The sequence below is a fragment of the Devosia sp. genome, from assembly GCF_040509215.1.
Taxonomy (GTDB): domain Bacteria; phylum Pseudomonadota; class Alphaproteobacteria; order Rhizobiales; family Devosiaceae; genus Devosia.
The window spans coordinates 1-23,601 of sequence record NZ_JBEVLL010000055.1; the positions used below are offsets into that span (position 1 = coordinate 1).

Genomic DNA, 23,601 nt, shown 5'->3' on the forward strand with positions numbered 1-23,601 from the left:
CATAATTGTTGCAGGCCAGCACGACTCCAACGATGTTCTTGCCGATGTCGTGGACGTCGCCCTTGACCGTCGCCATCAGGATTTTGCCGGCCGACTGGCGGCTGGTATCGCCGCCGGCGGCCTTTTCCTCTTCCATATAGGGAAGAAGAACGGCCACAGCCTGCTTCATCACGCGGGCCGATTTCACCACCTGCGGCAGGAACATTTTGCCAGCGCCGAAGAGGTCGCCGACGACATTCATGCCCGCCATCAGCGGGCCTTCGATCACATGGAGCGGGCGCTCGGCGGAGAGACGCGCTTCCTCGGTATCGGCCTCGATGAATTCGGTGATGCCGTTGACGAGAGCGTGCTCGATGCGCTTTTCGACGGTCCATTCGCGCCAGGCAAGGTCGCGGACCTTTTCCTCGCGCGGCCCACCCTTGAAGCGCTCGGCAATTTCCAGCATGCGCTCGGTGGCGGTGCCGCCGGCCTTGGGCTTGCGATTGAGGACCACGTCCTCGCAGGCCTCGCGCAGTTCGGGGTCGATCTGGTCGTAGACGGCAAGCTGGCCGGCATTGACGATGCCCATATCCATACCCGCCTTGATGGCGTGGTAGAGGAACACGGCATGCATGGCCTCGCGCACCGGCTCATTGCCGCGGAAGCTGAACGAGAGATTGGAAACGCCACCCGAAATATGGGCATAGGGCAGGTTCTGGCGAATCCAGGCCGTCGCCTCGATGAAGTCGACGCCATAATTGTCATGCTCTTCGATGCCGGTGGCGACAGCGAACACGTTGGGATCGAAGATGATGTCTTCGGGCGGAAAGCCCATTTCGTCGACGAGGATCTTGTAGGCGCGCGCGCAGATTTCGGTCTTGCGCTTATAGGTGTCGGCCTGCCCCTGTTCGTCAAAAGCCATGACGACGACGGCAGCGCCATAGGCCATGCACAAGCTGGCATAGTGGCGGAACTGCTCTTCGCCTTCCTTGAGGCTGATCGAATTGACGATCGGCTTGCCCTGGACGCACTTCAAACCGGCTTCGATCACTTCCCACTTTGAGGAGTCGATCATCACTGGGACACGGGCGATTTCGGGCTCCGAGGCGATGAGGTTGAGGAATTCAACCATCGCCGCCTTGGAGTCGATCAGGCCCTCATCCATGTTGATGTCGATGACCTGCGCACCATTCTCGACCTGGTCGCGGGCCACCGCGAGCGCGGCGGTATAGTCACGCGCCGTGATCAGTTTGCGGAAGCGTGCGCTGCCGGTGACATTGGTGCGTTCGCCAATATTGACGAAGACGATATCGGGCGTGAGGACGAAGGGCTCGAGACCGGAAAGACGCAGATAACGGTTCAATTCACGACCCTCGGAGCGACGCCGGCCACGGCATCGGCAATGGCACGGATATGATCGGGCGTCGTGCCGCAGCAGCCGCCGACCACATTGACGATGCCCTCGCGGGCGAACTCGCCGACCTGACGCGCCGTATCCTCCGGGCCTTCGTCATAGCCACCAAAGGCATTGGGCAGGCCGGCATTGGGATAGGCGCAGGTAAAGGTGTCAGCGACGGCCGAGATTTCGGCCATATGCGGGCGCATCGCCTCGGCGCCGAGCGCGCAATTGAGGCCGATGGTGAAGGGGCGCGAATGGCGCACCGAGTGCCAGAAGGCGGTCGGCGTCTGGCCTGTCAGGGTGCGGCCGGATGCGTCGGTGATCGTGCCCGAAATCATCATCGGCAACGCCACGCCCTTCGCGTCAAAGGCTTCGAGGCAGGCAAAGATCGCTGCCTTGGCATTGAGCGTATCGAAGATGGTTTCGATGAGGATCACATCGGCGCCGCCTTCGATGAGGCCGTTTACCTGCTGCGAATAGGCCTTGCGCAGGTCTTCGAAGCTGACGGCGCGAAAGCCGGGATTGTTCACATCGGGGCTGATCGAGGCAGTGCGGTTGGTGGGGCCAACGGCGCCGGCGACAAAGCGCGGCTTGCCATCGATGGCCGTGGCGCGATCGAGCGCGCGGCGCACGACGCGCGCGCCTTCCACGTTGAGATCGTGCACGGCCGATTCCATGCCGTAATCGGCCTGGGCGATGGTCGTTGCCGAAAAGGTATTGGTTTCGACGATATCGGCGCCAGCCATGGCGTATTTGAAGTGAATCTCTTCAATCGCTTCGGGCTGGGTCAGGATCAGAAGGTCGTTATTGCCCTTCTGCGGATGATGGGAATGGTGCCGGCAAGCGTGGCCCGAGCCGTGGCCGATGAAGTCATCTTCCGACAGGCCAAGACCCTGAATCTGCGTACCCATGGCGCCATCCAGAACAAGGATGCGTTCGCGCGCCAGGCGCTCCAGGGTTTTGCGGCTGGGGGAAGCAACTGCCGACATGACTACCTCGCAAGTGTTGAGGGCCTTTTATCGAGTGCTAACCCGAAAAGAAAGCCGAGCGAGATATGGTGCGGGAAGGCAGAGTCGTGAAGAGGCAGCCGGCGCAGACCTGGGTCTCACGCCGGCCTTCAAGCAACCCCACTCGTGGCATCCCGGCGCAGGCCGAGGTGACAGGCGAGGTGAGGAAGTTAGAACTTGGCGCGGGCGCCAGCGTAGAAGGTGCGGCCCTGCGTGTTGTAGCCATAGACTTCCTGGTACTTGGTATCGAAGAGGTTCTGGACGCGTCCGTAGACTTCCACCTGCTCGCTGAGCTGGTAATTCACGCCCCCATTGACGACAGCATAGGCCGGAAGCACGCGTTTGGCGGTGTCAGTCGCATCGCCTGCGAAGACTACTTCGCCATGCAAAGTGAGCGGAATTTCTTCCAGCTTATAGGCCAGGTTTATAGAGCCGGAATGCTGGGGGCGGCGGACTTCCCGAACGCCCAGGGCATCGAACGCATCGAGATAGGTGTAGCTCGCCCCGATCGTCAGGCCGTTGAGAACGTTCACACTCGCAGACACCTCGATGCCCTGGCGCGTGCTCGTGCCCGCTTGGTTGACGACAGTGCTTGGCATGAACCCGAGTTCAGCTATCTCGTTCTCAAGTGTCTGATTGAAGTACGTGGCGTCAACCACAACAACGCCATCCATCAACGCCTGTTCAACGCCAATATCCCAACCAAAACTTGTCTCTGGAATCAGGTTTGGATTAGGCGTGAATTGGCCAGGAATATAGCCGAACTGTTCGAAGAAGGTCGGATTGGCAGACCCTGTCCCAAGCGAGGCATGCAGCTTGGTTCCAGTGTTGGGAACTTGCCACGCCGCACTCGCGCTATAGGTCGTGACATCAGCAAAGTTATCGTTGAAGTCGTGTCGGACGGCCGCAGTCAGGTACAACTGATCATAGTAGGTACCACGATATTCGCCGATCAGCGATTGCGTGGTTCTCTGCTTTAGTTCGAGCATGCTCGGATCGAAGATGGAAGGTGAGCTGAGCCGCTGGAACGTTTCGTGCACGAGATCGTAGCCAATCGTGACGGTATGCTTGGCTTCCATGAAGCCAGGCGTGTCGAAGTTCCGGCCGATTTGGTACGATGCCTTTTGTCGGGTGCTCGTATTGATATCGTCATATGTCAAATCGAACGAGTTTCGGTCGATCTTGCCAGCACTGACGCGCGCGTTCTGAAACCAAAGCCCGTCCTCGCTGACCCAGCTAAGACCAAGCCCCCCAAACACTTCGTCAGCTTCAATTTTTCCCGGCGAATCTACCATGATGCCGCCACCGAAGTCGTCGGCGTCCGCGCGTACGCGCCCATACCGGACCGTACCGTCTAGCTTCAGGTGTGGAGTTATGTCGGCACTAAATCTGGCATTGGCGTCGATATGGGTTGCGGCATCCAGCTCCGTGCCGACCGTAGAAACATTGAAGCCGTCAGTGTTGCGGAAGGTAAGCGAGCCTGAGGTAGCGAAGTTGTCCTGAGCATAGGCGAGCGAGCCACTGGTCATCTTGGTCCCGTCGCTGCCCAACTCGCCAGCGAGACTACCGCTGAGACCTGGCGAATTGGCAGACTTCGTCACGATATTGATGACGCCCGCCACCGCGTTGGCGCCCCAAAAGGCGCTTTGCGGACCACGCAGAATTTCGATGCGCTCGATATTGGCAACTGCGAGACGACCGAAGTCAAAACCACCACTAGAGTTTTCGTTGACCGGTACACCGTCTATCAGGACGAGCACATGGTTGGCTTCGGCACCACGAACACGAACGTCGGTCAGGCCGCCAAACGAACCGCCCCGCGACACGGCAAAGCCCGGTACCTGCCGCAAAACGTCCGCCACATATGCCGTACCGGAAAGCTGGATCTTGTCACCATCGATCACCGTATAGGACCGACCGATCTCCTGCTCTTCGAACGGCGTCAGGCCGGCGGCAGTGATGCGGAGGGTATCCAGCGTCGTTTGCTGCGCGGCGGCCGGCAGGGCCGTGGCGAGCACGGCGGTGAGGAGAGCGAGGGACGAGACGTGGGGCTTGAAGCGCATGGAGAGAGGCTTTCTTCGGCGGGGCTGCTCAACGGGGTCCAGCGGGTGCAATTGTGCACAAGTGGCTGGCGGGACACGCAGGCTGAGTAAAAATAGGGGGGGGCGTTAGGCGCCGCGGTTAGCGGCCCGAAAGAAAGCGGATGCGATTTGTCGTCATCGATCTGGTCCTCTCGCCGATCCGCCCGATCAGCCTGATATGGATTCCGTTTCCATGGCAGGTCTCCTGGCTCGCGGATCAGGCCGAAACCTCGCCTTCCCAGCCGAACCGGCCAGTGGACTAAGAGGCTTCGTCTCCGCTTACAGTTGCGGGGGCAGCGTCGGACTGGGGATCGCTCCCCCACCGGCTTCCCTATTATCCCCTCGCGGGGACCATGGACGGGACGAGAATGGTGAAGACCCTGTTAAGAGTCAACGACATAAGGACTTCCTTATATCTCTTTCAACAGCCGCTTTGCGCCGGAGGTTAGTCGAGCGCGATCGAGCGGTTGAAGACGCGCTCGTAGCCCGGCGTCTTGTGTGGATGGAGGATCGATATGAGATCCATCAGCACCATATCCGGCCGCATGCTCCCCAGTTCATAGAACTGCACCCCGCCATTGGGGCCTTTCAGGGCATCCGGAATCCAGACCTGGCCCGATTGCGCCGCCGGAAGAGCGGCGAGGCGCGGGTCTTCCGCCTCGATATCGGCAAGCGTGAAATAGTGGATCGACGCCTGAATCCAGACCTTTGCGTCGCGTGCGGCAACGATCAGCCGCTCGAGATCTCGAATCTGGAAGCTGCCCGTGCTGGTGTCGTCCGCAAAGACATAGCGCCCACCGGCATCGCGGATCAGCCGCGCCATGAAGGACTGCCCGCCGGCGGCGAAGAATACGCCATTGAAAGCCTGCCCGCTCAGGACCAGCGGACGCTCGCCCTCGGGAACATCGGCAACCAGTGCCAGCGCCGCATCGTAGTGCGCGACCACCTCGGCAAAGGCGTCGTTCGCCTTGCCCTCGGCGTTGAAGAAGACGCCCATGAACTTGACCCACTCCGCGCGCCCCAGCGGCGAGGTCTCCTGCCATTCGGCGAAATTGACCACCGGCACGCCAGCCACGGCAAGGCGCTGCACTTCTGCCTCGCCACCACCGCCCGCCATGAACACATCGGGCGCCGCCGCGACGACGGCCTCGACATTGACCACGCCGGAGGTCTCGTATTCGACGACCTCAACCTTCTGCATGTGCTCGATCAGCTCTGGCGTAGCGATAAAATCCCGCCGCGCCACGCCGGTAACGGCACCCACTCCGCCAACGGCCACAAGCGCCGGGCTTTGCGATGTGCTGCCGGAAAAGAGCGATTGAACCGGCACGCTGATGCGCGGCGCATTGGCAAGCTCGGGGCCCAGTTCGGGCTCGGGCGTACCGCATTGCACCAACACATAGGATTCGCTCTGCCCGTCGGGCGAAGGCCGCGCGACCGTTACCACCTTGTAGTGGTTGAAATAGGCGACCGAGAAATTGTCGGCGTAGTCGACGCTGGACTTGGTCTCGAAATAGTCGGTGCCGGGTTCGAAGTCGGTGACACAGCCTTTGGCGTCAAACGCAGCAGAAACCGGCAGGGTAAGTGCCAGAAGGCCGATGGTAGCAAGGGCAAGACGGCGAGTGGTCACGATTGAATTTCCATTGGAATTGTGGCGCCGGCCTCCTCGCGAGCGAAGCGCGCAAGTTCGGCAAAGCTGGTGCCGAGGCCTTGTCCCTTGCGTCCCCCAGCGCTCCAGCCGGAAGCGGCGACGGTAACCGTCACGTGGGCGCCCTCGGGCGCATGGATGATCTCAAAACCCTCGCGCTCCATCACGGTTCGAGCCAAGCCAACGCCTTCGCCCTCCCCGTCGACGAAAGCCCTGCCGTGCCGATGATTGCGGATCTTGAACGTCCGATCCCCAGCCGAAAAGGCGATGTTCGGGCCTGAAAACGTCGCGGCGATGCTGCCATCGGCCAGCAGGTCTTCCGGCGCGCCGATATGCAGCCGTCCTGCCCCGTCGATCAGCCAGATGGTGTCGGCCATGCGCAGCGACAGCTCAAGATCATGGCTCGAGAGAACAACCGCAACATTCTGCTCCCGCGCCAGCTTGCGCAGCGTAGCGATCATTTCGACTCGCGCCGAAACATCGAGAAAGGCGGCGGGCTCATCGAGCAGCAGCACGGCGGGCCGCTGCGCAAGCGCCCTGGCGATCATGATGCGCTGCCGCTCGCCATCCGAAAGCTCGGTGATTTCGCGATGCGCCAGATCCTCTGCACCAACCGCGACGATCGCGTCGCGAACGATCTCGCGATCTGCGCCTGAAAGAGTCCCCGACCACCCGACATGCGGGTAGCGGCCCAGTTCAACCAGCTTGAAAGCCGGCATGGAGCCGATGGCAACTCGCTCGGTGAGCACCACGGCAACATGGCGCGCCAGATCATATTGCGACATGCGGGTGATGTCGGTGCCATTGATCTCGACCGACCCGGCAAGCGCCGGCTCCATACGGGCCAAAGTGCGCATCAGCGTCGATTTGCCGATGCCGTTGACGCCGAGGAGGCAGATCAGCTCGCCGGGGGCGACCTGCACATTGATGTCTCTGAGAACGGCCCGCGTCTGCCCGCGGCTGCGATAGCCGACGGTGAGGTCGCGGGTTTCGAGCAACCGGCTCATCCCGCAAACACCCCGTTGCGCGACCGCAGGATGACGAACACCACAACAGGAGCGCCGATCAGCGCCGTGACGGCATTGAGCGGCAGGACGCCAAGTTGGCTGGGCAGCAGTGAAACCAACTGCGCCAAAAGCGCGGTGAGCGCGCCGAGCAGGATCGTCGCCGGCACGAGAACACGATGGTCCGAGGATTTCAGCATGGCGCGGGCCATATGCGGCACCGCAACGCCAAGAAAGCCGATGGGCCCGCAAAGGGCCGTAACGACGCCCGCAAGCATGGAGGCCACCGCCATGGTCAAAAGCCGCATCGCCCGGGTGTTGAGCCCCATGGAACGGGCATAGTTTTCGCCCAACAGCAGGGCATTGAGCGGCTTGATACTGAGACAGGCGACGACGAGGCCCAACGCCACGACCGGAGCCAGCACCTGCAACTCCGTCCAGGTGACAGCACTGAACGAGCCAAAACCCCAGGCGATCCAACGCTCAAGCTGGTCCGGCCGCGCGCCGGCCACGAGCAGGGTGACAAAGGCGGAAACCGCGTAACCGGTCATCAAGCCAAAGATCAGCACCGTGGACGGATTTTGCAGCCGGGAAGAAATCGCCAGCACCGGCGCGAGCACCAGCAGCCCGCCCAGCGTCGCCGCTCCCACAATCGCAAAGCCACCACCAAGACCCATGCCACTCGACAGGAACGCGCCGATGGCCGTGCCCGAGGCGAGGACGACCAGCGCCACGCCGAGGCTCGCGCCCGACGTGATGCCGAGAACGAATGGATCGGCCAGCGGATTGCGCATAAGCGTCTGCATCTGGAGGCCCGCAACGCTGAGCGCCGCCCCGGCCAGGCACGCCGTTATGGCGCGCGGCAAGCGAATGGAGCGCACGATGTCAAAATCCGGATTGCCGCCGGCGGGCTGGCCGGTCAAGGCGCCGATGACCGATTGCAGCGGTATCGACGTCGACCCGTAGCAGATCGCGGCGACAAAGGCGGCCACGAGCAGGAGAACGGCAAGGCCAAGAACCAGACCATGCCGTGTCCGCATCGACGCGACCAAAGCGGGAATGGCCGCATCATAGCGACCATCGCGGGGCTGCTCTTGGTGATTGCGTGTCATCAGAAAACCGCTGGACGGATCGACATGATCGTCTGTTGGTAAGACCAAAAGTGCAATCATGCGATCCGCTAAAGCAGATTAGCGCGAATTTCTGTGTGAACAGCGTCCCATACTAGACGCTCACACCATCCCCATCCCGCGCCGCCGAAAACTTGATCGCGTCCCAAAGCTTGGCAAACCGCAGGCCATTGGCGACCGTAGAAGGATTGGCCAGCCGCCCATCGCGCACGGCCATGAAGGTCTGGATCGGGGTATCGCGCACCTCGCCCTCTTCACGCACGCCGGCGATCTCGCGCCATTTGCCCCAGGCATCGATGCGCACGATGGCCTTCGAATAAAAGAACGTGATGGCCGAAGCGCAGCCCGGCGGGCCTTCGCCGGCCGCGTTGAAGGTCACCAACGCGCCATTGCTGAGCCGCGCCGCCACTGCCGTCGCCAGGTCCACCCGCAGCCCGCGATTGTTCGCATAGGCAGAGACTCGCTCAAATTCGGCATCGGCCAGCACGCAGACCGTGTTCATCATGTGGGCGCCGGTATCGAACATGAAGCCGCCGCCGGAAATCGCCGGGTCCTGCTTCCACTGGCCCGCATAGCTGTCCGACCAGCCTTCCCAGATCGACGCATTGACGCTGACCAGTTCGCCGAACTCGCCACGCCGCGCCCGATCGCGCGTGTCATGCACCAGCGGCGAAAGCCCACCCTGGAAGGCAATGACAATCGTGCGGCCCGTGCGCTTCTCGGCCTCGACCAGCGCCAGAGCCTCGTCCTGCGTCGTCACCATCGGCTTTTCGAGCAGCAGGTCATAGCCCGCTTCGACCACCGAAAGCGCATTGGCGCCGTGGAAGACATGCGGCGTCGACACATAGACCGCGTCCATCTGCCCCTGCATGGCCGCCAGCATGTCGTCGGCACTCGAAAATTCCCGCGGACGCGCTGCACCGGCCGCCTCGCAAACCCCGCAAAACCGGGCGAGCGAGGCCGGGCTAACCTCGGCAGCGGCGACGATCTCCACGTCGCTCATCTTCGCCCAACCCTGCGCGTAATCGGCAGCCTTCAAACCGGCGCCGATGACGCCTAGACGCAAAACCATAGAATGTGAGCTCCTCAACTCAGGCCGGCACCAGCGCTTCCACTGTCGTCACCGGACGTAGATTCAATTCCTCCGAGCGGAGGCACGCGTCAAGGTGCCCTGTCCCGCGCAGCTCCGGCACCGTCACCCGACAGGCGTCGGTGACATAGCGGCAGCGATCGGCGAAGGCACAGCCTTTCAGTGGCGCGCTCGCGTCCGGCACATGCCCCGTCAGGCGAATGCGCGGTCCGGTCTTTCGCGCCCCGCGCCCCGGAATGGCCGCCAGCAGCGCCTCGGTATAGGGATGCCGCGGGTTGCGGAAAATCTGGTCCGTCTCTCCCAGTTCGACGATCCGCCCGGCATACATCACCGCCACCCGGTCGCTGATATTGGCGATGACGCCGAGATCGTGGCTGACAAAGACATAGGTCAGTCCCATCTCCGCCTGCAGCTTTTTCATCATATTGATGATCTGCGTCTGCACCGAAACGTCGAGCGCCGAAACCGCCTCGTCGGCAATCACCAGTTTCGGGTCCGAAGCCAGCGCCCGCGCTATGGCAATGCGCTGCCGCTGCCCGCCCGAAAAGGCATGCGGATAGCGCTCGGCATAGTCCGGGCTCAGCCCGACCCGCGAGAGCAGGTTTTGCACCTTGTCCTCGATTTCGGCCGCCGAATGATTGCCATTGACCTGCAGCACTTCCCCGATGATGTCGCGCACCCGCATACGCGGATTGAGTGAACCCGTCGGGTCCTGAAACACCATGCGGATATCCGTCCGCAGCCGCTTCGCCTCGGCACCCCGCGCCGCGCGCACGTCGATATCGGCAAATTGCACCGCGCCGCTATCGGCCCGATGCAGCCCCACCAGCGTCTGCCCCAGGGTCGATTTCCCGCAACCGCTCTCGCCGACCAGCCCCAGCGTTTCCCCTGGAAAAACATCGAGCGAGATGTCATTGACCGCCCGCACCGCGCCGACCTGCCGCTGGAAGAACCCCGCGCGAATGGCAAAATGCTTATGCAGGTTCCTGATGCTCAGCAGCGGCTTTCCAACCGTCTTCTTCGCTACGACCCTGGCGGTGGCAACCTCGGCCGCCTTGCTCGCCCGCGAGAACTTGTGGGCCTGCGGCCCATAGGCGTGGCAGGCGACCATATGGTTCTGCCCGAGATCGGTTTCGAGCACGGCAACATGCCCGCACATATCCTTGCGCGCCCATTCGCAGCGCGGATGGAACGAGCACCCTGCGGGTCGCAGAGCCGGTGGCGGCACCATGCCCGGAATGGCCTTCAGCGGCGCCTTGAAATCCCCATCGAGCCGCGGCATCGAGGCGAGCAGCCCCTTGGTATAGGGGTGTTTCGGGTTCTCCAGCAGCTCCTTGACCGGCGCCCGCTCGACGATGCGCCCCAGATACATCACCGCCACCTCGTCGGCGATTTCGGCGACCACGCCAAGATCATGGGTGATGAACAACACTCCCATGCCAGTCTCGCGCTGCAGCTCGCCGAGCAGGTCCAGAATATTGGCCTGCGTCGTCACATCGAGCGCCGTCGTCGGCTCGTCGGCTATAAGAAGCCGCGGCTTGTTGATCAGCGCCATGGCGATCATCGCCCGCTGCCGCTGCCCGCCCGAAAGCTGGAACGTGTAGCTATCGTAGCGCCGCGCCGGGTCGGGCATGCCGACCTCTTCGAGCATTTTTATGCCCTCGGCCCGCGCTTCCTTCTCGCTGATCTTGCGATGCAGCATCAGCGCTTCGCTGATCTGGTTGCCGATCGTATAGAGCGGCGACAGAAAACTCATCGGCTCCTGATGGATCATCGCGATATCGCCGCCGCGCACCTGCCGCATCACCGGACTGGTCGGCTTTTCCTTGGCAATATCGAGCACCGACCCATCGGGCCACCTGAGATTGATCGAGCCGCCCGAGACGCGCCCCGGATGATCGATCACCTGCAAAATGGCCTTGGCCGTCACCGACTTGCCGCAGCCACTTTCGCCCACAAGGCACAGCGTCTTGCCCGCCGGAATATCGAGGTCGAGCCCCGGCACCACGTCGATTGCCTGGGCAAAGGTAATGCGCAGATCGCGGATTTCTACGAGATTTTCCATGAGTTCAATCCGCATAGGGGTCGGCGGCATCGCGCAGGCCATCGCCGAGGAAATTGAGCGCCAGAACGGCAATCACCACCGCTGCGCCGGGCAGCAGCAGCCAGGGCGCCGAAGCAATGGTGCGCACATTCTGCGCCTCCTGCAGCAGCACGCCCCAGCTCACGATCGGCGTCCGCAGCCCGATGCCGAGATAGCTCAGCGCCGTTTCCGCCAGGATCATGCCGGGAATGGCCAGCGACACCGTCGCAATGATGTGGCTGAGGAAGCTCGGCAGCATGTGCCGGAAAATGATCCGCACCGGCCCGCAACCATCAAGCCGCGCGGCCTTCACAAAGTCCTCGTTGCGCATGGCGAGAAACCGCCCACGCACGACACGCGCCAGGCTCGTCCAGCCCAACACCGAAAGAATGATGGTGATGAGAAAATAGACCTGCAAAGGCGGCACGCTGGCCGGAATGGCCGCCGCCAACCCGATCCAGAGCGGAATGGCCGGCACCGATTGAATGAACTCGATGAAGCGCTGGATGACATTGTCCGTCACCCCGCCAAACAGCCCAGAAATCCCGCCGATCAGAATGCCGAAAACAAGGCTCAGCGCCACGCCGATGAGACCGATGGTCATCGAAATCCGCGTGCCATAAATCGTGCGGCTCAGAATATCCCGCCCCAGCCGGTCAGCGCCGAACAGGAAAAACGGCTGCCCTTCGATGACCGGCCCGAAGAGGTGCCGATTGGTCGGAATGAGGCCGAGGAGATTGTAGCTCTCGCCCTCGACAAAAAAGCCGAGATAGATCGGCTGCGTCTCGTCCTCGACAAAGGTGCGGCGGCCCGAATTGTAGTCGATCTCGGACTTGTAGGCGTTCACATGCGGCCCAAAGGTCCAGCCGGTCCCGTCATCGCGCCCCATATGCACCGGCTGCGGCGGCGCATAGGTGTAAGCCGGGTTGTAGGCCTCCAGCGTCACCGGCGCCAAAAACTCGGGAATGGCCGCCACGAGATAGGCGAGAATGACGACAATGCCGCCTGCGACGCCCAGCTTGTGCCGCCGGAATTTCTGCCACACCAGCGCCCAATGGCCATCAAAGCCGCGCCCACGCCGATGGGTTTTCGCGATGGGAGCGACAAGGCCCGTGGATTCGTCAAATGCGCTCATGGCCGCCCCCTAACCCTGCTGATACCGAATGCGCGGATCGAGCCAGGCGAGCAGCAGGTCGCTGAGCAGCGTCCCGATCACCACCAGCACCGAGAGCATCAGGATGAAACTCGAGGCCATGTACATGTCCTGTGTCCGCAGCGCGTCGAGCAGTAGCGGCCCGGTCGTCTGCAGGCCCATGACGATGGCGACGATGGTGCCGCCCGAAACGATGTCGACGAAAATGTCGTTCTGCCCCGAGACAAATGGATTGAGCGCGTGGCGAACCGGGTACTTCATCAGCAGCGCAAACTCGCCCTTCCCCTTGGCCCGGGCAGCGGTGACATAGGGCTTGTGCAGCTCATCGAGGAGATTGGCGCGGATCACGCGAATGACGCTCGCCGTGCCGGCAGTGCCCAGCACCATCATCGGCAGCCAGAGATGCGCCAGCAGATCGAGAACCCGCTCCCAACTCCACGGCGCCTCGACATATTGCGGCGAAAACAGCCCACCGACATTCACGCCGAACCAGGCAAAGGCGATATACATCGCCGCCAGCGCCAGCAGGAAATTGGGAATGGCGAGGCCCAGAAAACCCAGAAAGGTCGCGAGATAATCGCCGGCCGAATAGCGCCGCACGGCCGAATAGATGCCGATGGGAATGGCGACGACCCAGATGAAAAGCAGGCTCGCCACCGACAACACGATGGTCAGCCCCAGCCGCGGCCAGATGACGTCTTTCACCGGCAGGTTGAACGAGAACGAATAGCCAAAGTCGCCGCGCAGCACGACGCCGGTGATCCAGTTCCAGTATTGCACCATCAACGGCAGATCGAGCCCATAAGCCCTGCGCATCGCCTCCTGCTCGGCCAGCGGCATGATATCGCCAGCGGCCGCCGACATTTCGGCAAGGCGCGTGACATAGTCGCCGGGCGGAATGGCGATGACCAGAAACGAGATCAGCGACACCGCGATGAGCGCCGGGATCGCATAAATGATCCGGCGCACCATGAATGAACCCATCGCGGTCTCCTTTCATACAAACCCAAATCGGACAGCCGCGGTAGCCCGCGACTGTCCCGTTTGCGGGAATGAACTTACTTGAAGAAGAAGGTCGAGAAATTCGCCGGAGCCGGGCCGGGATAGAGCCAGCCTTCGATCAGTTCAGCCGGCACATTGTGCAGGTTGTTCTTGACCGAGCGGTAATAGCCCGCCGGGTTGGCGATCCCGATGGTGAGGAATTCTTCGGCCAGAAGGTCGGTGAATTCCTGCATCAGCGCGGCCTGCTCTTCGCCCACGGTCGTCGGAATGGTCGAGCGCAGTTCATAGAGGCGCTGCACATTGGCAGGCGGCTCCACCGGGCTCCAGCCGTCGGGCAGTGTGGCATCGGCGTTGAGGCGCTTCATGTCCCAAGCAGCCCAGCCAGACCAGTTGCCCAGCGACCAGTAGCCATAGTCGTTCATGAAGCGACCGAGATTGAGCAGCGGCAACTGGCCGCAACCATTCTCGCCCACCCACACGGCCGCGTCGGCTTCAGGCTTGGCGCGCGCATTCCCGAACAATTCGTCCGAGTGATAGTTGACCGTCACATCGAGGCCAGCCTGCTTCCAGGTGCGTTCGATGAGCTGGAAGGCGTCGACCGTATCCGGCTTGAAGTCGGCATTGATCTCGACCGAGAACTTGAACGGCTTGCCGTCGGGCCCCACACGAACGCCGCTGGCGTCCTTGGGGATGATCTTGTCGAGATGCTCGGCCGCCTTGGCCAGGTCGAACTCGGTGAATTCCTTGGCCAGCTTCTCGTTGTAGAAGGGCGAATTCGGCAGCGGCGCCGGCTGGAAGGGTTCGCCCTGCCCCAGATAGATCGTGTCGATAATTTCCTGGCGATTAATGGCCAGCGACACGCCGGCGCGGAAGTCCTTGTTGCCAAAAACCTCGGCCTTGACCGGATCGGGATGCGTCACGGAGAAGCCAAGCACGGCAGTGTTGTAGTCGCAGCTCGTCGCCGGGATCAGGCGATAGTCGCCCGCGGCCTGGTTGTCGAAGAACACGGCGCGGTTCTGCGGCGTCGACACATTGCGCGGCGACATGGTGATCTGGCCCTGGATCGCCTGCAGCAATGTGACTTCCGGATCGGCCGCCACGGCCCAGACGCGCTCATCGATATAGGGGAGCTGCTGGCAGGAGGGGTCGACGGCGAAATAATAGGGATTGCGAACGAAGGTCACGCGTTCCTTGCCCAGCAGCGTATCAGTGCCGATCCAGGCGTGGACCGACGGGCGCTTGGGGTCGTTGAACTGAGCCGCGTCATTGTACGAACCGACATTGCCCTTCCACCAGGCGGCATAGTCGGTCGCCCCGGCAGCCTTCATCAGTTCGGCCACCCCATCGGGATTCAGGTCGATGTCGAACTGTTCCATATAGTGCTTGGGAAACTGCACGGCGCGCTGGCCATAGGGGCCGGCCATGTTCTGCAGGAAGAGGCCGTTCGGCTCTTCATAGGCAAAGGTGACGGTGTAATCGTCGACCTTGGTCACCGTCGGCACGGCGCCATTGTTCTTGAGCTCGCCACGCGGCCCGCCGGTGGTGATCTTGATATTGTTCTCGACGCGATCCCACCAGAAGACGATGTCATCGGCGGTAAACGGCTGGCCGTCCGACCACTTCATGCCTTCGCGCAGGTGGAAAGTGTAGCTGCGGGCGTCTTCGCTGATATCCCAGCTCTTGGCGATGCCGGGCACAACTTCCGAGCCATCGACGCTCCAGCGCACCAGCGGCTCATAGCCGAACTGGCGGATATCGGCGAGATTGCCGCCGCCCCAGCTATCGATGAACTGACCGCCATAGACGCCGACTTCCTCGGCCGGCTGGATCACCAGCGGCTCGACCGGCAGGCGATCGGCCACTGCCGGCAGCGTGCCAGCATCAACCTGCGCCTTGAGCTGCGGCGCCTCGGTAAAACCGCTCGCACAAACCGCAGCACTATCTTGTGCCTGAGCCGGCAGCACCACCGCGCCAGGCAAAGTCGACGCGCTCAACAGCAGCGACGCCGCCATGAGCCGCGTTACGCCAAAACGTACCATCTGCATTTGCTTCCCTCCCACGAAATGAACACTTCGCATCCTCCGAGGTCCGGCCGGTGGGTTTGGAGCCGGAAGCCTCACCTTCCTGAGGGTGCTTTTGCCCCTCGTCACTAGTACCCACATCTATCGGTTTGGTGACGCTATCTTGTAAACGTTTTCAATACAAGATAGGAAAATCGACATGGTGGCGCGATCAGCAAAGTGCTATCGCAAAGGCCTTCCGGTCATTCTCGACGTGAACAGTGTGCTAACCAAGTGGTAACCATAAAGGACGTCGCGAAGCTGGCCGACGTGTCGATCGCGACCGTGTCGCGCGTCGTCAATGGCTATGCTCATGTGCGCCCGGAAGTGCGCGACGCGGTCAACAAGGCCATCGATACGCTAGGCTATCGCCGCAATGGCCTTGCCAGCTCGTTCCGCACGCAACAGTCCAATATCGTGGGGGTTTTGTTGCGCCAGCAACGCACCCCATTCTCCAGCGCCCTCGCCTATGCCATCGAAACCACCATGTTCGACCAGGGCTACCGCGTGTTGCTGTGCTCGACCAATGGCGATGCCGAGCGCGAAGAGGCCTATCTCGAAACCATGCTGGATATGCGCGTGCAGGGCGTCATCATCCGGCCATCAGGCACCACATCGCGCACGACCAAGCAGGTCAACCTCTTGCGAGAGCGCGGTATTTCCGTCGCCTTTGTTGACATGAAGCCCAAGATCCCGGCGATCAGCTCGGTCGTCTGCGACAACTTTTCGGGCGGCTACCAGGGCATGCGCCACCTGATCGAACTGGGCCATCGCAAGATCGGCGTCGTCGCCGGCGGCGTTGCGCAAAAGGGCGGCAGCCAGGACGTCGGCAGCGAGCGCGTCCGCGGCATTCGTCAGGCTGCACAGGATCTCGCGACCGATGTCGAGATCATCTTCTCCCAGCCATTCGAGACCGCCAGCTTTGATGTCGGCCGCGAAGCCGGCGCCGCGATGATTACCGGAAACCCCAGCCTGACCGCCATTTTCGGCACCACCGACATGCTCGCCATCGGCGTCATGCACGCCGCCCACGCGCTCGGCCTCGACCTGCCGCGCGACCTTTCGATCCTCGGCTATGACGGCGTCTTGGAATCCGCCGTCACCTTCCCAACCCTGTCGACCATCGCCCAGCCGATCCACGAAATGGGCCAAATCGCTGCCATGACACTGATTGGCCATATGCGCGAAGCCAGCAACTCGCCGCGCCAGGTTGTGCTCGAAAACACCCTCATCCAGCGCGCCTCTACCATTCCGCTCGAGAACTAATCCCCACCACGCCGCGACATCCTATACTGGTCACCCAGAACCACCGCCCCGACGAAAACGTGCGGTCAGACCAGAGGCATCGTCGTTTGCAAATTTACCCATCCACGCCTCTTGCAGTTCAATCTTGAAAACGATTACAAGAATTGAAGCATTCGTTGAGCGCCAAAAGGAAGCCCCATGCCCTCGCCATCAACCGCCGACATTGAACTGGCCCGCCGCCTGGCGCCTGTCATCCGGTTTGGCGACAACGAGCCATTCCTGCCGAGCCGCGTCGGCATTTCCGTCCTGACCGCCCCCGGCCGCTCGCCCTCCGCCACGCTCGACATCACCTTCGAGCCCGGCGTCGCCAAGGTCATCGAGTACGCAATCTGGTGGGACTGGGACATCCAGCACCTCTACGAACTCGAACACGTCTGGCTCAAGCTCGACGCCAATGATCAGGTCGTCGGCGTCGAAGCCAGCGCCCATGGCGGCATCTTCCCGATGACCTCGGAAGGCGCCCTGCCCCTCGAAGATGACCGTGTGACATTGGTCTCCGCGCCCGGCAAGCATGCCTTCAGCGCCGCGCCCGAGGGGCAATTGCCGGCCGCCGAAATAACCTCGGTGAGCTGCCAGGAACTGGCTGGCCGCGGCACTATTCTCGTCAACGACATGTTCCGCGACGCCCTCGCCGGGCTGACGGCCGAAGATCACCGCGTCGTAAAACGCTACCTCCAGGCCCGCGCCTTCCTGCCGTCCTTCCAGTTCAACCAGCGCTTTGATCTATCCACGGTCGAATTTTCGTCCTGGGCCGATCTTTCTGCCTGGATTCCCGGCCGCGTCAAAGCAGTTCTGGCGGAGGTCCGCGCACAGCAACCCCTTCTGAAGGCCGTGTTTCTCGATAGCGGTGACACATTGGTCAACGAAGAAACCGAAGTCTTCGACGACGAAGGCTATGTCATCGAAGCCGGACTTATCCCCGGTGCTTTGGAGATGGTCAACGCCCTCACCCGCGAAGGCTATCGCCTGGCCCTCGTCGCCGATGGCCGTGTCCGTAGCTTCGCCACCATCCTTGGCGGCCACGGCATCGAGCCGCACTTTGAGACTCAGGTCATCTCAGAGGCTGAGGGCTGTTCGAAGCCCGATGCCCGAATGTTCCAGAAAGCCATTTCGTCTCTGGGACTTAGCCAAAACGACGCCAAGGACATCGTCATGGTCGGCAATCATCTGGAGCGCGACATCGGCGGCGCCAACCAGTTGGGGATCATCAGCATCTGGCAAAGCTGGTCCAAGAAACGCACCCACATTCCGGAATTTGACCACGAGATTCCGCGCTACACCATTCGCACCCCGGGCGAACTCCCGGCTCTTCTTGAGGAAATCGAGCGGCAGATGGCAAGGTGTCACATGAACCCGGTTAAAACGTCGGCCTGACATCCATTCCGGAGAGATTCGCCGTGACGTTGAAATTCGTGGTGCTGAGCGACCTGCATGTCATGCCCGAGGGCGAATTGTCGGTGACGCTCGATACCGGCACCCGCTTCGAACAGGCCGTCGACGCGATCATCGCGCGCTATGGCAATGCCGATTTCTGCGTCCTCGCCGGCGATCTCGCCGACCTCGGCCAGCCGGCCGCCTATGAGCGGCTCAAGGCCATCGTAGCGCGCATCCCGATCCCGGTGCACATTACGCTTGGCAATCACGACGACCGCGACAGCTTCCTCTCGGTCTTCGGTGCCGACCATCGCGCCGAGACCGGCAAGGTCGATAAAGCCTTTGACATCAAGGGCTACCGCATCATCCTGCTCGACTCGTCAGAGCCCGGCCGCGTCGATGGCGTGCTGACGGCCCCGCAGATTTCCTGGCTGCACGCTCGCCTCGCCGAGGCCATGGACCGCCCGGTCATCGTCATCCTGCATCACAATGCCAATGCACTGCACATCAACTCGGACGACATCCGCATCCTCGAGCCCAGCGTTTTCCTCGATGCACTCAAAACCCATCCGGACATCCGCCAGGTCATTGCCGGCCATGTCCATCTGACCTCGACGGCCATGTGGCGCGGCATCCCCTTTACCACGCTCTCGGGTGGCCACTATCAGTGCACGGTCGACCAGGAGCATGTGCCGATGCGCCGTCTCACCGGCCCGGGCCAGATGGCATTCGTCATCGGCACACCGGAAACCACCACGGTGCTTTTCGACGACTACATCGATGGCAACACCGAGATTTTGCTGGAAAACTAGGGGCCAGTGCCTATCTAGAAGCGATGGCACCCAAGAAAAAAGCAGATCTACCCGTAAAGTTCGTCGCCGAGTGGACCCTGCCGGCCGCCGCAACGCTGGGTTCGTCTGTTCGGGCCCACGGCATCCTTCTCGAGGTGCGATCCAAGCTGCCACCGGCAGTAAAGAAGTCGCTCACTGTGGTGGTCGGCACGCTGGCACTAAAAATGCTGGAGGGTCAGGAGCCGGTGTTCCGCAGCGCCTCAGCCACTGTGCAACGAACTTTACAGGACATCGAAAACCTGCCGGTGATACCGCGCGAGATTGAGGACATCCTGACCATCAAGACCTCAGAGAGGCACAGGTGGCTCAAGGACGGGCGGCTGCCAAGCGCCGGCACGCGCACGGTGAAACTGCGCGGACGAGCGAGGAAAATAACCTTCCACGTCTTCGATCCCCGCCGCGTCGAAGAAATCCTAGACCGGGATCTTGTCGCAACCTGGCGAGAAGAAGACGCCCTGACGGCTGCCGAAAACAGACGCAAGGCGGCATGGAAAGCCAAACTGGCCCGCGCCGAGAAAACCGCCCAAAACGCCAAACCTGCTCCCTCCAGCAATCCGGAGGATCAGGATGGTCACAAACTCGCCGGATGGGCCGAATTCGAGCGAGAGGGCCTGCTGCGCTGAGACCAGGTGGGTACCGCGCAAGGCTTTCGACCTATCCCTTTTCTGCCAGCTCCAGCTCATGCCCGAGCCATGCGATCAGCCGGTCAATGGCCGGGGAACCGCGGCTTTGGGGCGACGTGACGACATAATAACCGCCAAGCCGAACATTGGTGTCGAACAACTCGACCAACCGACCGCTGGCCAGATCTTCGGCCGCGAGGATACGGCTGCCCAGCGCGACACCCTGGCCGGCGCGGGCCGCGTCGAGGCCCAGGCTGGCGTCCCAGAGGCGCGGGCCATGGAGGCGCTGACCGGCCCCTACCCCAGCCGCCTCGAACCAATCCGCCCATTGCCGATGGCTTTCCTCGTGGATCAGCGGCCAATTGGGCAAGTCCGCCAGCGAATTGAGCGTGCCATGGGTCGCCAGCCATTGCGGGCTCGCCAGCGGAAACATGCGGGGGCGCAGAAGCGGCAGACCATTCGCCGAGAGCCGCTCGAAATCGCCGAAGCCGATGGCGAGATCAGCCTCGTCATTGGAGAAATCAGGCAAGGCATCGGACGACCGCAACACAACTTCGGTGCCCCGCAATATCTCCTCGATAATGGCGAGGCGCGGTGTCAACCAGCGCGTAGCAAGCCCGGGAATGCACCAGATACGCAAGCTGGCCCCGGCACGAGCCGGCCGCAGGTCGCTGGCCGTATTGGCGATCAACCGGAACGCCTTGCTCACCGCGGCCAGCAGGATCTGCCCTTCTTCGGTGAGCGCCACGCCGCGCGGCCCCGCAGTCACCAGCTTGCGCCCCATCCAGCCTTCAAGATTGCGCACGTGCCGGCTGACGACGGTGTGGCTGACGCCGAGATCGTCTGCGGCCTTGCGCATCGATCCGGTGCGGCCGGTCGCTTCGAAGGCACGCAGCATCAAGAGGGGCGGCAGGCGCGGTCCGCTGTCATTTCCGGCAGGCATGGCCCGGCTCCCAGTGGCAACTTTTGTGCACCACAATGCGCAACATAATCACATACCGCCCCGCTCCCGCAACGTCCTAGCTTGGACGGAAAAGGAGTTTTGCAATGACCGACAACGCCACCCTGCAGAGCCGCCGCCAGACCGCCTTGCCGCGCGGCATTGGCACCGCTTTCCCCGTTTTCGCCCAGCGCGCCGAGGGCAGCGAACTTTGGGATATCGAGGGCAATCGCTATATCGACTTTGCCGCCGGGATTGCCGTGCTCAATACCGGTCATCGTCACCCCAAGGTCATGGCGGCGGTAGCCGCCCAGCTCGATAGTTTCACCCACACCGCTTTTCAGATCGTGCCCTACGAGCCCTACGTGGCGGTGTGCGAACGGCTCAATGCCCTGGCGCCGTTTTCCGGTCCGGCCAAGTCGATCCTCTTTTCAACTGGCGCGGAAGCTGTCGAAAACGCCATCAAGATCGCTCGCGCGCATACCGGCCGGCCGGGCGTCATCGCCTTCAGCGGCGCCTTCCATGGCCGCACCACGTTCACCATGGCGCTGACCGGCAAGGTCGCGCCCTACAAGAAGAAGTTCGGCATCGCCCCTCCGGGCATCTTCCACGTGCCGTTCCCGGCAGAATCCCATGACGTCAGCGTCGCGGAAAGCCTGCGCGCGCTCGAAACGCTTTTCCGCGCCGATATCGATCCGAGCCAGGTCGCAGCCATCATCATCGAGCCTGTGCAGGGCGAAGGTGGTTTCTTGCCCGCACCGACCGAATTGCTCGTGGCGCTGCGCGAGATCGCGGACCGGCATGGAATTGTCCTGATTGCCGACGAAATCCAGACCGGCTTCGCCCGCACCGGCAAAATGTTCGGCATCGAGCATTCCGGCGTCGAGCCTGATCTGGTCACAGTCGCCAAGGCGCTTGCTGGCGGCTTCCCGCTCTCGGGCGTTATCGGCCGCGCCGAAATCATGGACGCCCCCGAGACGGGCGGGCTGGGCGGCACTTATGCCGGCAGCCCCGTAGCCTGCGCCGCGGCGTTGGCCGTGCTCGACGTGATCGCCGAGGAAAAGCTGGTCGATCGCGCCAATGCCATCGGCATCATGATCAAGGCGGCGTTGGAAAAGGCGGCTCGTCGCAATGACGTCGCCCCCATCGCCTATATCCGTGGCCCGGGTTCGATGGTCGCCTTCGATATTGTTTCACGCACCGATGGCACCCCGGATGCTGCCACCACAAAGAAGGTGATCCAGGCGGCCATCGCCGATGGCCTGATCCTCCTATCCTGCGGCATCCACGGCAACACTATCCGCCTGCTCAACCCGCTGACCATTTCAGATGCTCTGCTCGACGAAGGCCTGGAAAAGCTCGAACGCGCGCTGGTCGCAGGTGGAAACTAAGACATGACGATCCGTACCCTTGCCGATAGCAGCCTGCTCAAAAACCAGGCCCTGCTCAACGGCCGCTTTGTCGGCACCGCCAGCACGGCAGTCACCAACCCCGCCAACGGCGAAATCGTCGGCCACGTGCCCTCCTTCGGTGCCATCGAGGCAACCGAGGCCGTCGACGCTGCAGCCGCGGCCCTGCCCGGCTGGAGCGGCCGCACCGCCAAGGAGCGCAGTGCCGTGCTGCGCAACTGGTTCAACCTGGTTCTCGCCAATCGCCAGGACCTCGCGACCATCCTCACCAGCGAGCAGGGAAAACCCTTCGCCGAGGCGCTGGGCGAAATCGACTATGCGGCGTCCTACATCGAATTCTATGCCGAAGAGGCCAAGCGTATCGCCGGCGAAATGCTGCCCAGCCACCGGGCCGATGCGCGACTAATGGTGCTGCGCCAGCCGATCGGCGTGGTGGCGGCGATCACGCCGTGGAATTTTCCGGCGGCGATGATCACCCGCAAGATCGCCCCGGCGCTGGCGGCGGGTTGCACGGTTGTGGTGAAACCTGCGCCCGAAACGCCCTTGACCGCCTTGGCCCTCGCCGAACTCGCCCAGCGCGCCGGCTTTCCCGCTGGCACGATCAACGTGCTGACGGGCGATGCCCGTGCCATCGGCGGCGTGCTCACCAGCCACCCCAAGGTGCGGTTGGTCGGCTTCACCGGCTCGACCGAAGTCGGCAAGATCCTGATGGCTCAGGCGTCAACCACGGTGAAGAAGGTTGCGCTGGAGCTGGGCGGCAATGCGCCCTTCATCGTCTTCGACGACGCCGATCTCGATGCTGCCGTCGAAGGCGCTCTGGTCTCGAAGTATCGGAACATGGGCCAGACCTGCGTCTGCACCAATCGCTTCTATGTGCAGTCCAGCGTCCATGATGCCTTTGTCGAAAAGTTCGTGGCCAAGGTTGCGGCCCTCAAGGTGGGCGATGGCTTTGCTGAAGGCGTCGCGCAGGGTCCGCTGATCACCGAAGAGGCCGTGCTCAAAGTGGAAGCGCATATCGCCGACGCCAAGGCCAAGGGAGCAGATGTCCGGCTGGGCGGGCAGCGCCATAGCCTCGGCCACACCTTCTTCGAGCCCACAGTGCTGACGGGTGCACGCGCCGACATGCAGCTGGCGAAGGAGGAAACCTTTGGACCCCTGGCCGCCATCTTTCGCTTCGAAACAGAAGCAGACGTCATCGCCGCGGCCAATGACACCGAGACTGGCCTTGCCGCCTATTTCTACGCCCGCGACGTCGGTCGCATCTTCCGTGTGATGGAAGGGCTGGAATACGGCATGGTCGGCGTCAATACCGGGCTGATTTCGACGGAACTGGCGCCCTTCGGTGGCGTCAAGGAAAGCGGCAATTCCCGCGAGGGCTCGCAGCACGGCATTCTGGAGTTCACCGAACTCAAATATGCCTGCATCGGTGGTCTGTCGGCCTGATCACGCCGCGCCCACTTTCG

16 protein-coding genes, 1 pseudogene and 1 riboswitch are annotated in these 23,601 nt (G+C 62.3%); of the genes and pseudogenes, 6 read left to right on the top strand and 11 right to left on the bottom strand.

Features of this window, described 5'->3' with window-relative positions; all coding sequences use genetic code 11:
• The 10 genes and pseudogenes from metH to ABW043_RS03015 all read right to left on the bottom strand — a co-directional run.
• Positions 1 to 2,334 (bottom strand): annotated as a pseudogene (gene metH, locus ABW043_RS02970) (methionine synthase); the annotation flags it as partial.
• Between the two features lie 221 nt (positions 2,335 to 2,555).
• A complete protein-coding gene (locus ABW043_RS02975) occupies positions 2,556 to 4,448 on the bottom strand; it encodes a TonB-dependent receptor plug domain-containing protein (protein ID WP_353919750.1) in 1,893 nt (630 codons plus the stop codon).
• 196 nt (positions 4,449 to 4,644) lie between these two features.
• Positions 4,645 to 4,837: riboswitch (cobalamin riboswitch) on the bottom strand.
• Between the two features lie 74 nt (positions 4,838 to 4,911).
• Positions 4,912 to 6,096 (bottom strand): ABC transporter substrate-binding protein, encoded by a 1,185-nt coding sequence (locus ABW043_RS02980; RefSeq protein WP_353919751.1) that lies wholly within the window; start codon positions 6,094 to 6,096, stop codon positions 4,912 to 4,914.
• Positions 6,093 to 7,121, bottom strand: a complete 1,029-nt coding sequence (locus ABW043_RS02985) for an ABC transporter ATP-binding protein (protein ID WP_353919752.1) — start codon at positions 7,119 to 7,121, stop codon at positions 6,093 to 6,095. The genes ABW043_RS02980 and ABW043_RS02985 overlap by 4 nt, the downstream gene beginning before the upstream one ends.
• Positions 7,118 to 8,230 carry a FecCD family ABC transporter permease gene (locus ABW043_RS02990; protein WP_353919753.1) on the bottom strand — a complete coding sequence of 371 codons (1,113 nt, stop codon included), beginning with the start codon at positions 8,228 to 8,230 and terminating at the stop codon, positions 7,118 to 7,120. The genes ABW043_RS02985 and ABW043_RS02990 overlap by 4 nt, the downstream gene beginning before the upstream one ends.
• A gap of 112 nt (positions 8,231 to 8,342) precedes the next feature.
• Positions 8,343 to 9,320 carry a Gfo/Idh/MocA family protein gene (locus tag ABW043_RS02995; RefSeq protein ID WP_353919754.1) on the bottom strand — a complete coding sequence of 326 codons (978 nt, stop codon included), beginning with the start codon at positions 9,318 to 9,320 and terminating at the stop codon, positions 8,343 to 8,345.
• Between the two features lie 19 nt (positions 9,321 to 9,339).
• Complete coding sequence (locus ABW043_RS03000) at positions 9,340 to 11,403, bottom strand: ABC transporter ATP-binding protein (protein ID WP_353919755.1); 2,064 nt, start codon at positions 11,401 to 11,403, stop codon at positions 9,340 to 9,342.
• Positions 11,404 to 11,407: 4 nt separating this feature from the next.
• Positions 11,408 to 12,556: an ABC transporter permease gene (locus tag ABW043_RS03005; RefSeq protein WP_353919756.1), complete on the bottom strand. Its 1,149-nt coding sequence runs from the start codon at positions 12,554 to 12,556 to the stop codon at positions 11,408 to 11,410.
• 9 nt (positions 12,557 to 12,565) lie between these two features.
• A complete protein-coding gene (locus ABW043_RS03010) occupies positions 12,566 to 13,558 on the bottom strand; it encodes an ABC transporter permease (RefSeq protein ID WP_353919757.1) in 993 nt (330 codons plus the stop codon).
• Between the two features lie 74 nt (positions 13,559 to 13,632).
• Positions 13,633 to 15,621 carry an ABC transporter substrate-binding protein gene (locus ABW043_RS03015; RefSeq protein ID WP_353919758.1) on the bottom strand — a complete coding sequence of 663 codons (1,989 nt, stop codon included), beginning with the start codon at positions 15,619 to 15,621 and terminating at the stop codon, positions 13,633 to 13,635.
• Positions 15,622 to 15,870: 249 nt separating this feature from the next.
• Here ABW043_RS03015 and ABW043_RS03020 point away from each other — a divergent pair, with 249 nt between their 5' ends.
• The 4 genes from ABW043_RS03020 to ABW043_RS03035 all read left to right on the top strand — a co-directional run bounded on the left by ABW043_RS03020 (position 15,871) and on the right by ABW043_RS03035 (position 19,789).
• Positions 15,871 to 16,902, top strand: coding sequence for a LacI family DNA-binding transcriptional regulator (locus tag ABW043_RS03020; protein WP_353919759.1), 1,032 nt, complete (start codon positions 15,871 to 15,873; stop codon positions 16,900 to 16,902).
• A 177-nt stretch (positions 16,903 to 17,079) separates the two neighbouring features.
• The gene (locus ABW043_RS03025; RefSeq protein ID WP_353919760.1) at positions 17,080 to 18,315 is read left to right on the top strand and encodes an HAD family hydrolase; all 1,236 of its coding nucleotides are present in this window, start codon (positions 17,080 to 17,082) and stop codon (positions 18,313 to 18,315) included.
• Between the two features lie 23 nt (positions 18,316 to 18,338).
• Positions 18,339 to 19,127, top strand: a complete 789-nt coding sequence (locus ABW043_RS03030; protein WP_353919761.1) for a metallophosphoesterase — start codon at positions 18,339 to 18,341, stop codon at positions 19,125 to 19,127.
• 23 nt (positions 19,128 to 19,150) lie between these two features.
• Positions 19,151 to 19,789, top strand: a complete 639-nt coding sequence (locus ABW043_RS03035; RefSeq protein WP_353919762.1) for a hypothetical protein — start codon at positions 19,151 to 19,153, stop codon at positions 19,787 to 19,789.
• A gap of 31 nt (positions 19,790 to 19,820) precedes the next feature.
• Here the strand turns inward: ABW043_RS03035 and ABW043_RS03040 are convergent, their stop codons facing one another.
• Positions 19,821 to 20,732 (bottom strand): LysR substrate-binding domain-containing protein, encoded by a 912-nt coding sequence (locus tag ABW043_RS03040; protein WP_353919763.1) that lies wholly within the window; start codon positions 20,730 to 20,732, stop codon positions 19,821 to 19,823.
• A gap of 104 nt (positions 20,733 to 20,836) precedes the next feature.
• On the opposite strand from ABW043_RS03040, the gene gabT reads away from it, so the two are divergent.
• Together gabT and ABW043_RS03050 are read left to right on the top strand one after the other, a co-directional pair.
• Positions 20,837 to 22,120, top strand: coding sequence for a 4-aminobutyrate--2-oxoglutarate transaminase (gene gabT / locus ABW043_RS03045; RefSeq protein ID WP_353919764.1), 1,284 nt, complete (start codon positions 20,837 to 20,839; stop codon positions 22,118 to 22,120).
• Positions 22,121 to 22,123: 3 nt separating this feature from the next.
• Complete coding sequence (locus ABW043_RS03050) at positions 22,124 to 23,581, top strand: NAD-dependent succinate-semialdehyde dehydrogenase (RefSeq protein WP_353919765.1); 1,458 nt, start codon at positions 22,124 to 22,126, stop codon at positions 23,579 to 23,581.
• Positions 23,582 to 23,601: the final 20 nt, after the last annotated feature.

What these genes read in the sequence shown, in the direction of transcription:
- gabT (WP_353919764.1), top strand. Translation starts at nt 20,837, where the DNA reads ATGACCGACAACGCCACCCTGCAGAGCCGCCGCCAGACCGCCTTGCCG.
- ABW043_RS03040 (WP_353919763.1), bottom strand. Translation starts at nt 20,732, where the DNA reads ATGCCTGCCGGAAATGACAGCGGACCGCGCCTGCCGCCCCTCTTGATG.
- ABW043_RS03005 (WP_353919756.1), bottom strand. Translation starts at nt 12,556, where the DNA reads ATGAGCGCATTTGACGAATCCACGGGCCTTGTCGCTCCCATCGCGAAA.
- ABW043_RS03015 (WP_353919758.1), bottom strand. Translation starts at nt 15,621, where the DNA reads ATGCAGATGGTACGTTTTGGCGTAACGCGGCTCATGGCGGCGTCGCTG.
- ABW043_RS03035 (WP_353919762.1), top strand. Translation starts at nt 19,151, where the DNA reads ATGGCACCCAAGAAAAAAGCAGATCTACCCGTAAAGTTCGTCGCCGAG.
- ABW043_RS03025 (WP_353919760.1), top strand. Translation starts at nt 17,080, where the DNA reads ATGCCCTCGCCATCAACCGCCGACATTGAACTGGCCCGCCGCCTGGCG.
- ABW043_RS03000 (WP_353919755.1), bottom strand. Translation starts at nt 11,403, where the DNA reads ATGGAAAATCTCGTAGAAATCCGCGATCTGCGCATTACCTTTGCCCAG.
- ABW043_RS02985 (WP_353919752.1), bottom strand. Translation starts at nt 7,121, where the DNA reads ATGAGCCGGTTGCTCGAAACCCGCGACCTCACCGTCGGCTATCGCAGC.
- ABW043_RS02990 (WP_353919753.1), bottom strand. Translation starts at nt 8,230, where the DNA reads ATGACACGCAATCACCAAGAGCAGCCCCGCGATGGTCGCTATGATGCG.
- ABW043_RS03010 (WP_353919757.1), bottom strand. Translation starts at nt 13,558, where the DNA reads ATGGGTTCATTCATGGTGCGCCGGATCATTTATGCGATCCCGGCGCTC.
- ABW043_RS02975 (WP_353919750.1), bottom strand. Translation starts at nt 4,448, where the DNA reads ATGCGCTTCAAGCCCCACGTCTCGTCCCTCGCTCTCCTCACCGCCGTG.
- ABW043_RS02995 (WP_353919754.1), bottom strand. Translation starts at nt 9,320, where the DNA reads ATGGTTTTGCGTCTAGGCGTCATCGGCGCCGGTTTGAAGGCTGCCGAT.
- ABW043_RS03050 (WP_353919765.1), top strand. Translation starts at nt 22,124, where the DNA reads ATGACGATCCGTACCCTTGCCGATAGCAGCCTGCTCAAAAACCAGGCC.